Source organism: Pseudomonas sp. A39, from assembly GCF_058145955.1.
The window spans coordinates 1-10,538 of sequence record NZ_JBYVMD010000085.1 but is presented as its reverse complement, the minus strand read 5'-3'; the positions used below and the strand labels follow the sequence as shown (position 1 = coordinate 10,538).

General features: G+C 56.9%; 12 protein-coding genes and 4 tRNA genes. 9 read left to right on the top strand and 7 right to left on the bottom strand.

The annotated features are described in order from the left end of the window. The 6 genes from AC3ZU9_RS30640 to mgtE form a co-directional block, all read left to right on the top strand. Positions 1 to 708 (top strand): aspartate kinase (locus tag AC3ZU9_RS30640; protein ID WP_490091750.1); only part of this gene is annotated, 708 nt, incomplete at its 5' end. Between the two features lie 173 nt (positions 709 to 881). Further along, entirely contained in the window at positions 882 to 1,070 is a 189-nt protein-coding gene (gene csrA, locus AC3ZU9_RS30635; protein WP_003175645.1) for a carbon storage regulator CsrA, read from the top strand. A gap of 62 nt (positions 1,071 to 1,132) precedes the next feature. Then, a tRNA-Ser gene (locus AC3ZU9_RS30630) sits at positions 1,133 to 1,223 on the top strand. Between the two features lie 108 nt (positions 1,224 to 1,331). Next, positions 1,332 to 1,408, top strand: a tRNA-Arg gene (locus AC3ZU9_RS30625). Positions 1,409 to 1,480: 72 nt separating this feature from the next. Continuing rightward, a tRNA-Arg gene (locus tag AC3ZU9_RS30620) sits at positions 1,481 to 1,557 on the top strand. A 340-nt stretch (positions 1,558 to 1,897) separates the two neighbouring features. Further along, positions 1,898 to 3,340: a magnesium transporter gene (gene mgtE / locus AC3ZU9_RS30615; protein ID WP_015885467.1), complete on the top strand. Its 1,443-nt coding sequence runs from the start codon at positions 1,898 to 1,900 to the stop codon at positions 3,338 to 3,340. Between the two features lie 216 nt (positions 3,341 to 3,556). Here the strand turns inward: mgtE and AC3ZU9_RS30610 are convergent, their stop codons facing one another. The 3 genes from AC3ZU9_RS30610 to AC3ZU9_RS30600 all read right to left on the bottom strand — a co-directional run bounded on the left by AC3ZU9_RS30610 (position 3,557) and on the right by AC3ZU9_RS30600 (position 4,685). Further along, on the bottom strand, positions 3,557 to 3,883 hold the full coding sequence (locus AC3ZU9_RS30610; RefSeq protein ID WP_015885466.1) for an Arc family DNA-binding protein: 327 nt from the start codon (positions 3,881 to 3,883) through the stop codon (positions 3,557 to 3,559). A 383-nt stretch (positions 3,884 to 4,266) separates the two neighbouring features. After that, entirely contained in the window at positions 4,267 to 4,446 is a 180-nt protein-coding gene (locus AC3ZU9_RS30605) for a PA3371 family protein (protein ID WP_015885465.1), read from the bottom strand. An 11-nt stretch (positions 4,447 to 4,457) separates the two neighbouring features. Next, positions 4,458 to 4,685: a hypothetical protein gene (locus AC3ZU9_RS30600; RefSeq protein WP_015885464.1), complete on the bottom strand. Its 228-nt coding sequence runs from the start codon at positions 4,683 to 4,685 to the stop codon at positions 4,458 to 4,460. A 325-nt stretch (positions 4,686 to 5,010) separates the two neighbouring features. On the opposite strand from AC3ZU9_RS30600, the gene AC3ZU9_RS30595 reads away from it, so the two are divergent. After that, positions 5,011 to 5,087, top strand: a tRNA-Arg gene (locus AC3ZU9_RS30595). A gap of 270 nt (positions 5,088 to 5,357) precedes the next feature. Further along, positions 5,358 to 6,743, top strand: a complete 1,386-nt coding sequence (locus AC3ZU9_RS30590) for an MFS transporter (protein WP_015885463.1) — start codon at positions 5,358 to 5,360, stop codon at positions 6,741 to 6,743. A gap of 60 nt (positions 6,744 to 6,803) precedes the next feature. Here the strand turns inward: AC3ZU9_RS30590 and AC3ZU9_RS30585 are convergent, their stop codons facing one another. The 4 genes from AC3ZU9_RS30585 to flgA form a co-directional block, all read right to left on the bottom strand. Beyond that, positions 6,804 to 7,553: a flagellar brake protein gene (locus AC3ZU9_RS30585; protein ID WP_015885462.1), complete on the bottom strand. Its 750-nt coding sequence runs from the start codon at positions 7,551 to 7,553 to the stop codon at positions 6,804 to 6,806. A gap of 95 nt (positions 7,554 to 7,648) precedes the next feature. Further along, positions 7,649 to 8,119, bottom strand: a complete 471-nt coding sequence (locus tag AC3ZU9_RS30580; protein ID WP_015885461.1) for a flagella synthesis protein FlgN — start codon at positions 8,117 to 8,119, stop codon at positions 7,649 to 7,651. Between the two features lie 48 nt (positions 8,120 to 8,167). After that, complete coding sequence (flgM, locus tag AC3ZU9_RS30575; RefSeq protein WP_015885460.1) at positions 8,168 to 8,491, bottom strand: flagellar biosynthesis anti-sigma factor FlgM; 324 nt, start codon at positions 8,489 to 8,491, stop codon at positions 8,168 to 8,170. A gap of 141 nt (positions 8,492 to 8,632) precedes the next feature. Further along, positions 8,633 to 9,397, bottom strand: a complete 765-nt coding sequence (flgA, locus tag AC3ZU9_RS30570; protein WP_046035644.1) for a flagellar basal body P-ring formation chaperone FlgA — start codon at positions 9,395 to 9,397, stop codon at positions 8,633 to 8,635. A gap of 82 nt (positions 9,398 to 9,479) precedes the next feature. Between flgA and AC3ZU9_RS30565 the strand changes: the two genes are divergently transcribed. Then, the gene (locus AC3ZU9_RS30565) at positions 9,480 to 10,412 is read left to right on the top strand and encodes a chemotaxis protein CheV (protein ID WP_015885458.1); all 933 of its coding nucleotides are present in this window, start codon (positions 9,480 to 9,482) and stop codon (positions 10,410 to 10,412) included. The last annotated feature ends 126 nt before the right edge of the window (positions 10,413 to 10,538 follow it).

Genomic DNA, 10,538 nt, shown 5'->3' with positions numbered 1-10,538 from the left:
GGCGTCTACACCACCGACCCGCGTGTGGTGTCCGTGGCCCAGCGCCTGGACAAGATCACCTTTGAAGAGATGCTGGAAATGGCCAGCCTCGGTTCCAAGGTGTTGCAGATCCGCGCGGTGGAGTTCGCCGGCAAGTACAACGTTCCGCTGCGCGTATTGCACAGCTTCAAAGAGGGTCCGGGCACCCTCATTACTATTGATGAAGAGGAATCCATGGAACAGCCGATCATTTCCGGTATCGCTTTCAACCGTGATGAAGCCAAGCTGACTATCCGTGGCGTGCCAGACACCCCGGGCGTGGCCTTCAAGATCCTGGGCCCTATCAGCGGCGCGAACATCGAAGTCGACATGATCGTGCAGAACGTTTCGCACGATAACACCACCGATTTCACCTTCACGGTGCACCGCAACGAGTACGATGCGGCCGAGCGGATCCTGCAGAACACAGCGAAGGAAATCGGCGCCCGTGAAGTGGTCGGCGATACCAAGATTGCCAAAGTGTCGATCGTGGGCGTAGGCATGCGTTCCCATGCAGGCGTTGCCAGTCGCATGTTCGAGGCGCTGGCCAAGGAAAGCATCAACATCCAGATGATTTCCACCTCGGAAATCAAAGTCTCGGTGGTGATCGAAGAGAAATACCTGGAGCTGGCTGTGCGTGCTTTGCACACCGCTTTTGAGCTGGACGCTCCGGCCCGACAGGGCGAGTGATGCAGTGCCAGGAAGGCGCGGTTTACCGCGCCTTTCTTTTTTTGTAGGGCGCATGTTCTTTTGCGCGCGCTCGACAATACTTAGGCGGTAGGGCTATGGCCTTTTGGTTGTAGGTCGAAGGCCTTTTTTTTGCAGACTGTTGTTCCTGAACTGAAATGCGTGAGGAGAAAGGTATGCTGATTCTGACTCGTCGTTGCGCAGAAAGCCTGATTATCGGTGATGGCGAAATCACCGTGACCGTGCTCGGCGTCAAAGGCAATCAAGTACGTATCGGGGTTAACGCTCCGAAAGAGGTAGCGGTGCACCGCGAGGAAATCTACCTGCGGATCAAGAAAGAGAAGGACGAAGAACCAAGCCTTTAATTTTTATCGTTTTTTATGTTTGCAAACGGGGATGAACGTGGTTAATATACGCCCCGTGTTGCGGAGAGCTGGCCGAGTGGCCGAAGGCGCTCCCCTGCTAAGGGAGTACACCTCAAAAGGGTGTCGGGGGTTCGAATCCCCCGTTCTCCGCCATTATTTACTTAGTACGTTGCAATCTGGTTTTTTCGGTAAGTGCTTGAAATTACTCGAAAAAATAGCTTTACATAGAGATTGAACGGCCTATAATGCGCGGCAACAAATGCACTCGTAGCTCAGCTGGATAGAGTACTCGGCTACGAACCGAGCGGTCACAGGTTCGAATCCTGTCGAGTGCACCATTTAAGAGTCAGTTGCAGTCATGCAGGTGATTCGGTTACAACCAGTTGTGATCTGGTCTAAAAACACAATCTGCACTCGTAGCTCAGCTGGATAGAGTACTCGGCTACGAACCGAGCGGTCACAGGTTCGAATCCTGTCGAGTGCACCATACAAACAAAAAGCCCGCCAAGTGCGGGCTTTTTGCCGTCTGGGGTTTGTGTAGGATTTCATCTTTTTCTCCTGCTCCCCTGTGTTTTCCTTTCTTGCTGCAACGTCGCAGTTCATAGATGCAGCCAATACTCAACTTTGGCTCGCAAGCGCTTGTTCTTTCCAGTTTTTTAACGTTTAAAGTGGCCGGGCGGTGTATCATTGCGCCCGTCAGCCCCGCCGGGGCTTGTGGAATACCTCCATGGACTTACCCAGTAGTGACTCAGTACCCCGTTTTACCAATCATGAATTGACTGATTGATCCTTCCGGCGTGCCCCGCTGCTGGGAGTGGAGCTCGCCTATGACCGAAGTAGAAGTAAAGAAAACACAAGAAAGCCTGCAGGATCGTCTGGCTCAAGTCATCGAGCTGCTGCAGCGCCAGCGCGTGGTCGAAGACCTGACGCACCGCCAGGATGGCCCGAATAACAACCTGGTCGAAAACCTGGTTCACCGGCAAAACCTCGTCGAGTTGCAGCGCAAGCTCGACGACCTGCACTCCGCCGACGTCGCCTATATTCTCGAAGCCTTGCCGCTGGATGATCGACTGACCCTCTGGCAGTTGGTCAAGGCTGACCGCGACGGCGATATCCTGCTCGAAGTATCCGACTCGGTTCGTGAAACCCTGATCGCCGACATGGACGATCACGAGCTTCTGGCGGCAGCCAAGGAGATGGACGCCGACGAGTTGGCTGACCTGGCCCCTGAACTGCCTCGTGATGTTGTCCATGAACTCATGGAAGCGCTGGACACTCAGCAGCGCGAGCGTGTGCGTTCGGCGCTGTCTTACGATGAGGATCAGGTCGGTGCCCTGATGGACTTCGAGATGGTCACCATCCGCGAAGACGTCAGCCTGGAAGTAGTCCTGCGTTACCTGCGCCGCCTCAAGGAATTGCCTGGCCACACCGACAAATTGTTCGTGGTTGATTACGAAGGCATTCTCAAGGGTGTGCTGCCGATCAAGCGCCTGCTGGTCAATGATCCGGACAAAAGAGTGGCGGATCTGATGGCCAGTGACACGGTCAGTTTCCACCCGGATGAAGATGCCTACGATGCCGCCCAGGCGTTCGAACGTTATGACTTGATCTCGGCGCCGGTGGTCGACAAGAACGGCAAGTTGATCGGTCGTTTGACCATCGATGAAATCGTCGACCTGATTCGTGAGGAAAGTGAAACCGAAGTCCTCAACATGGCCGGTTTGCGTGAAGAGGAAGATATTTTTGCCTCGGTCTGGCGTTCGTTGCATAACCGCTGGGCCTGGCTGGCGGTCAACCTGATTACCGCCTTTATCGCGTCGCGCGTGATCGGGCTGTTCGAGGGTTCAATCGAGAAGCTGGTGGCGCTGGCGGCATTGATGCCGATCGTTGCCGGGATCGGCGGTAACTCCGGCAACCAGACCATTACCATGATTGTGCGTGCGATGGCGCTCGATCAGGTGAGTACCGCCAACTCGTCGCGCCTGCTGCGCAAAGAGTTGGCGGTGGGTCTGATAAACGGCCTGGTGTGGGGTGGGGTGATCGGCGTGGTCGCCTACTTGCTATATGGCAGTTGGTCCCTTGGCGTGGTGATGACCGCTGCCATGACGCTCAACCTGCTGCTCGCTGCGCTGATGGGGGTGCTGATCCCCATGACCCTCGCCCGCCTTGGGCGTGACCCTGCCATGGGGGCCAGTGTGATGATCACGGCCATGACCGACAGTGGTGGCTTCTTCATCTTCCTGGGCCTGGCAACGATCTTCCTGCTCTGATCGTTCATCGCATGCCGGCTCCCCTCTGGGCGCTGGCTTTTTGTGACAAGGGAGCTTGCTCCCGCTCGGCTGCGCAGCAGTCGTATCCCTGGCAGGTGCTTCGCGCTTCAGCGCAAGCAAGCTTGCTCGCTGAAGAAGCTCGGCTTCTAGGGATTCCCGCCAAATCCCAGGCAAAAAAAAGCCAGCACATGGCTGGCTTCGGCTTTCAGTTGCAAATCAATTGGCTTCTGCGGCCGCCTCAACGTCGTGCGCGATAAGCGAGACGAGAGCATTTTGCTGACGGTGGGAGAGCTGACGAAAACGCTGCAGCAGTTCGCGTTCGTGCAGCGACAGCTCAGGGCTGTCCATGCGCATGCTCAACTCGTCGCCCAGCGCACCTTCCTGAATGAGGCTTTGTTCCAGGCGAGCGATGATCTCGGAGTTCATGCTGCGGTGATGATTGCGAGCCACCTCGGCAATGCGTTCCCGCATTCCGTCTGGCAGACGTACGACGAACTTGTCAGCCGTACGGCTGGAATAAATTGCCTGTTTCAATGGGCGCATATATTTAACCGGTTAGTTCAGGGGAGCGGTTTTTGGAATTGGCCGCAAGATGAGTGTTAAGACAAGGCTCACGACCAAAGTTCAACCTGAATTGCAAAGAGGCCGCATCATGCCTCAGATTTGCCAGTTCCTTGGCGTCAATTCTGTGACAAATATTGAACTGCCTAGAGGCTTTATGCCAGCACTCATTTGCATTTTTGCGGACTGGTTGGAAAACTTTTGCATACGCAATCGCGCAGGGGAACTTCCCGTAAGTCCAGGCCACCACAGGGTTTGAGGTCGCACATGCTATCGCAAAGTGGCCTTTTGCCCTTAGGTTTAAGACTAGTGGCAATTTGCCGATTAGCGAGGATGAGGCGACATAAGGTAAGGCGGGAGGGGGATCAGCGCAGGACCGGGTCGAATTTGATCCGACGACCCACAATCAGGGTGAGCAGCAGCAGGCTGGCAAACACGGCACTGGCAATGAACGCCGTGGTTTGGCCGTCTTGTGACTCAGCGCCCAGTCCAAGCATGCCGGTGAACGCGGTCAGGCACAGAAACAGCCAGGCAAATTTGGTCATCGGTGGCCTCCTCAGAAAACCCAGTGTTCAGATGCAGGTGCCGCCTGGGTGCCTTGGGTCAGGCGGACGGGCGACTGTGCGTTCGGTGTCATCACCGCCAACTGTGGGCGCTGTTGAAGATGATGCGGCACGGCCTGGCTGATCTGCGCCGGGTCATTGCTGCCAGTCGATTGGAAATGGAACGTGACCAACGCGGCCAAGGCGACGGTATTGAGGGCTAACAGAAGGGCACTGTTCATGGTTATGTTCTCCGCTTAATGCCGTGGCTTGTTGGGTTTGTAGGAGAAGTATTGCAGGTGCCGTGCCAAACTATTAATCCAATAAAATCAATGGCTTGAGTCTACTTCAAATACCGGAAAGGTTGCAATTTGCAATGATGGCATTTTGGGGGAGTGCATTTTGCACGATGGTAGCAAGTGCCCGTGTTTGCGGGGGCTGGCCGCAATCACTCGGGTGTGGGTTGGCCTACACTCGAAAAGCCTACGGACGACATGACAAAACCCACCTCGGCCGTTAACATGCACGCCGTCCGTCGCCGCGTCTTTGGCTCGACGTCGGTCATTTGTCCCAGTAGCTCAATTGGATAGAGCATCCCCCTCCTAAGGGGAAGGTTGGCCGTTCGAACCGGCCCTGGGACACCAGGTTCAAAGCCCTGCACAGAATATTCTGGCAGGGCTTTTTTGTGCGCGTTTTCCAACGATTCAGTCGAACCTTGCTGCAGTCCCGGGTTCACAGCACGTGCACGGTGTATTTATCGCAATCCGTGTATCCCGCAAGCGGCCGGACAGCGTCTGAGTCTGTAAGCAAATTAATCCCCGGAAACAGCGCCTGCCGCCTGTCCGGACCCGGCCACCCCGGACTATCATGCCGATAGCCCTGTCTCTCACTGCAAGGAGCCGCTCGGAACGCCGATGCGCCAAATCTGGAAATCTTTTCGAGCCCTTTATTTCGCCTCCTTGATGATGCTGATCGGCTCCGGCCTGCTCAGTACTTACCTGGCCCTGCGCCTGGCGGCCGACCATGTCGACAGCCTGTGGGTGGGTGCGCTGATGGCCGCCAACTATTTTGGCCTGGTGCTGGGCGGCAAGATCGGGCACCGCCTGATTGCCCGGGTCGGGCATATCCGGGCCTATGCCACCTGTGCCGGTATTGTCGGTGCGGCCGTGCTGGGCCACGGCCTGATCGATTGGCTACCGGCCTGGATCGTGCTGCGGATGATCGTGGGCCTGGGCATGATGTGCCAGTACATGGTCATCGAAAGCTGGCTCAACGAGCAGGCAGACGCCAAGCAACGCGGCGTGGTGTTCAGCGGCTATATGATTGCGTCTTACCTGGGCCTGGTACTCGGCCAGTTGATCTTGGTCATGCACCCTCAGCTCGGCCTTGAGCTGTTGATGCTGGTTGCCCTGTGTTTTGCCCTGTGCCTGGTGCCGGTGGCCATGACTCGGCGGATTCACCCGGCGGCCCTGCACCCGGCGCCGATGGAGCCGCGCTTCTTTATCAAGCGCGTGCCGCAGTCGTTGAGCACCGTGCTGGGGGCGGGGTTGATCGTGGGCTCGTTCTACGGTCTGGCGCCGCTCTATGCCTCTCAACAAGGCTTGACCACCGAGCAGGTGGGCCTGTTCATGGGTAGCTGCATTTTTGCCGGCCTGCTGGTGCAGTGGCCGCTGGGGTGGTTGTCGGACCGCTATGATCGCGCGCTGCTGATTCGTTGTTTTGCCCTGTGCCTGGCGGTGGCGGCGTTGCCGTTGGCCATAATGACCAAGGTGCCGCTGGAAGTTCTGTTTGTGGCGGGTTTCTTGTGTTCGCTGGTGCAGTTCTGCCTGTACCCGCTGGCAGTGGCGTTCTCCAACGACCATGTGGAAGGTGATCGTCGGGTATCCCTCACGGCGATGCTGCTGGTCACGTACGGCGTAGGCGCCAGCATTGGGCCGTTGCTGGCCGGTGTGGTGATGAAGATGTTCGGCAGCCACATGCTGTATGCGTTTTTCAGCCTGTGTGCGTTGATCCTGGTGTGGCGTATCCGGCCGAAAGCCGTCACCAATTTGCATCAGGTGGAAGACGCGCCGCTGCATCACGTGGCGATGCCCGACAGTATGTCCAGTTCACCGCTGGTGGCCGCCCTGGATCCGCGTGTCGATGAGCAGGTGGTGCAGGAGCAAATGCAAACCGCTGCCCCGGAACCTGAGCCGGAGACGGATCCCGATCCGCAGGCGGATGAGCCGCTCTTTGAAGGGCCGCCTGAGCCTGCAGGGCCTGACGAACACCCTCACGACTTGAGCAGGGCGCGCCCCTGAACGTAAAACGGGCAGGTCCATCAGGATCTGCCCGTTTTTTTTACAGCGATCTTTTAAGGTTTAAAAGTCATCGTCTTTGTCGAAACGCCGTGCTTCGCGTTGCAGTTGGTAAACAAAGCGCTCGACCTGGCGCTGCACCAAGCCACTCATATTGTGGAAGCGCACGCCGGCGAAGGTGGTGTTGATCTTCTCTTCGAAGTGCAGGTAACGCAGTTCGACTGAGGTTGTCATGCTGCCAAAGGGCAGGGCGGCGATGAAACGGTCATACACCTGGCCCAGTTGCAGGCGCTCGGAGATATCTCCCTCAAAGCGCAATTTGCAGCCCGTGGCGGAAATATCCAGCAGCTTGCCGTTGACCGGGGCCTTGAGCTTCTCTCCACCCAGTTCGATGTTGACCAGTTGCGCCAGCTTCAAGGCGGCGCGGAACGCATTGCGGCGCTGATGGTAAACCACTTCGGCGGGCAGGCTGCCGGTGTAGATGCGGTGGCCGTCCTTTTCGCTGATGCTCAGGCTGCCGTTGCTTTCCCACGCAATGCGCACACCGTCGTGGAAGCCTTCAATGCGGAAGGGTTCGCCATTTTCGAGGTGGCGTTCGCCATCGCGGGGGATCATTTCATCCAGGGCCAGGGAGCCGCCGTCGCGGTTGACGTCGACCAGGTAGCTCTGGAAGCGCTGGCTGCGTTCGTGGAAGGTGATGATCAGCGGGTCATGGCTTTCTTGCAGCATCCGCAAGGTGCTGGCGATTTCCAGAGGGGTGGTGAGGACCTTGGGTGGCTGCGGAGCATCTTCCGCATTAAGGGCGTTGAACACGGTTCTTCCATCTCCAGACAAAATACGACTACACGCAAGAGCAGGCATTCTGCCAGTATGTGGCGCGTCTTGGATAGCCGCGCTGTAAACCGGCGTCAGGCTTGACTGCGAGTGCTTGGCTTGACCAGGCGCGAGGTGGAACCTTGAGCGTTGTAAAGCGCTGGAGGCTCTCCGCCGTGAAGTATACGCAACTGGTTGGCGGTCGTAGCTTGCTGAAGCTGGATCGACTGACCGTTGAGCAGGTTGGCTTCCTGGCACTGGGCGAGCAATTGATTGAGTTCTTTGCTCTGGGCCAGTAATTGATCGCCGACCGAAGAGTGGCTGGCCAGCTGCGCCAGGCCGTCATGGTCTGCGGGCAGGCCAAGGCTGACGAGGATCTGGCTGCGTTTTTTGCCATGCTGTTCCAGCAGGACAATCAGCGATTGCTTGCGCGCCAGAATTTCTTCCAGCAGCGGCATGTCGCGGCCGTAGAGGGCCAGGGATTCTTCCCTGAGTAGCTCGAGCAGCTGCTGCGTCGGCGCTAGATCATCAATGATCAGTTGAAGCAGATTTTCGTCGTGATGCATGGCTGGCCTTGGGTTTTAAGCGTCCAAAAGCCCGGCGCAGGCCTTTGCCTAGCGCTCGGCTTCGAAATTAAGCAGCTTGCTGGCTACACGGTTGCTGTCGACTTTATAGCTGCCATCGGCGATTGCCTGTTTCAATTCGGCCACACGGGCTTTATTGACCACCGGTTGATCGCGCAGCGAGTCAGTGACCTTCTGCAACTGTTGAGCCTCATTGCTCAGGTGTACGGATTCCCCGCTTTGGCTGACGGCGGCCTGTTCTGCCTTGGCGGGCAGTGGCTGGGCCTTGGCTTCTACGTTTTCCTTGGTACCGGTGGTACGCGTAGTGCCTGACGTTGTCGGGGTGTTATTTAAACGGCTGAAATCGATGACCATGATCAAAAAACCTCTGGGTATTTGGACGCTTGCCATGTTTTCGGCAATACCCGGACGAACTTTAGGCGCGAATGACAATAAATCTGCGCACGGAATATCTCGTGCACAGTGTAGAAAAACCCAGCGTCCTCTGCCAGCACTCTATAAAGCAACCTCGACTTGCCCGGGGGCCGTCACTCGCGCCTTGATGACGCGGTTGGAGTTGAGGTTCTTGACCCGTATCTGCTCACTCATGCCACCGTTGGACAGTGCCTCCCCCGGCATTTTTACGTTCAGCCCGCCACTGCTGGCGGAAATCACCACCTGATCGCCCTTGCGAATCACCTCTGCCTGTTCAAGATGCACCAGGGTGATGACTTGGTCTGTTACCACTGGTCGGGTTAATTTCTGTCCGACCGCTTGGTCGAGGGAGGTCAGGTAGCCCTGGCTGATCATGCTGATGTCGCGTTCGCGCAGTACCACATCTTCGAAACCAATGATGCCGGTGCGTTTCATTGGCCGGGCAACCACCACCACATCGCGGAACAGTTTGACCTGTGCCGGCACGAACACTGTCCAGGGCGAGGCGCCGTCGCAACGCACCTTCACCGTCACGCGGCCGATGGGTTGGGCGGGGCTTTCCAGCGTGGCTGTCAATTCCTTGTCGCACATTGGCATGCGTAAACGCGGGTCCAACTGGTTGACTTGGATTTCATAACGCCCCGGCGTCTGAGTGGTTGCCAGATAATCTTCTACAGTGAACTCAAGAAAGCCTTGAGTGACGCCGATAAGTAGATCAGGCAATGTGACGTTATCGGCACGGGCCGTGGTGCCCAGGCTAACAGCAAGCAATGCCATCGCGGCGCAGAGCAATCTGCGCAATCGTCGGGCACCAGGGCGTCGGGAAACTGTCGTTTTAATATCCATAAACCAATAAATAGCAAAGCTCGTGCCGTTTAGTGTTGGGTGCGCATCGCACCCCCAAAGGTTTTAGCGTAGGAGTCAAGGCATGGCAGGAGTAATGGATTCAGTAAACCAGCGCACACAGCTGGTAGGGCAGAATCGCCTGGAGTTGTTGCTTTTTCGCCTGGATGGCAAGCAGCTGTATGGCATCAATGTGTTCAAGGTGCGGGAAGTGCTGCAGTGCCCCAAGTTGACCATCATGCCCAAGTCCAGCCCTGTGGTCTGTGGCGTCGCTAACATCCGTGGCGCGACGATTCCAATTCTTGATTTGGCCCTGGCCACCGGTTCTGCTGGGTTGCAGGACCGCGAGAACCCGTTCGTGATCATTACCGAATACAACACCAAGACCCAGGGTTTCCTGGTGCGCTCGGTGGAGCGCATCGTCAACATGAACTGGGAGGAGATCCATCCGCCGCCCAAGGGCACCGGTCGCGATCACTACCTCACGGCGGTGACGCGGGTCGATAACCAGTTGGTGGAAATCATCGACGTGGAGAAGATCCTCGCCGAAGTCGCCCCCACGTCCGAATCGATTTCCGTCGGTGTGGTGGACGCCGAAACCGCGCACAAGGCTATTTCGCTGCGCGTACTGACGGTGGACGATTCCTCGGTGGCGCGTAAACAGGTGACCCGTTGCCTGCAAACCGTCGGCGTCGAAGTGGTGGCGCTCAACGATGGTCGCCAGGCGCTGGATTACCTGCGCAAGCTGGTGGATGAAGGCAAGAAGCCGGAGGAAGAGTTCTTGATGATGATCTCTGACATCGAGATGCCGGAAATGGACGGCTACACCCTCACGGCCGAGATACGCAACGATCCGCGCATGCAAAAATTGCATATCATCCTGCATACTTCGTTGTCGGGTGTATTCAACCAGGCGATGGTCAAGAAAGTCGGTGCCGATGACTTCCTGGCCAAATTCCGTCCTGATGACCTGGCATCCCGGGTAGTCGACCGGATCAAGGCAGCAGATCATAGCTAGGGGCCTTTTCCCTGGCGGTCTTACGATTTAAGAGGCGGTATCAGTGTCTACGGGTAATTTGGATTTTGAACAGTTCCGGGTCTTCCTGGAAAAAGCCTGTGGCATATTGCTCGGTGAAAACAAGCA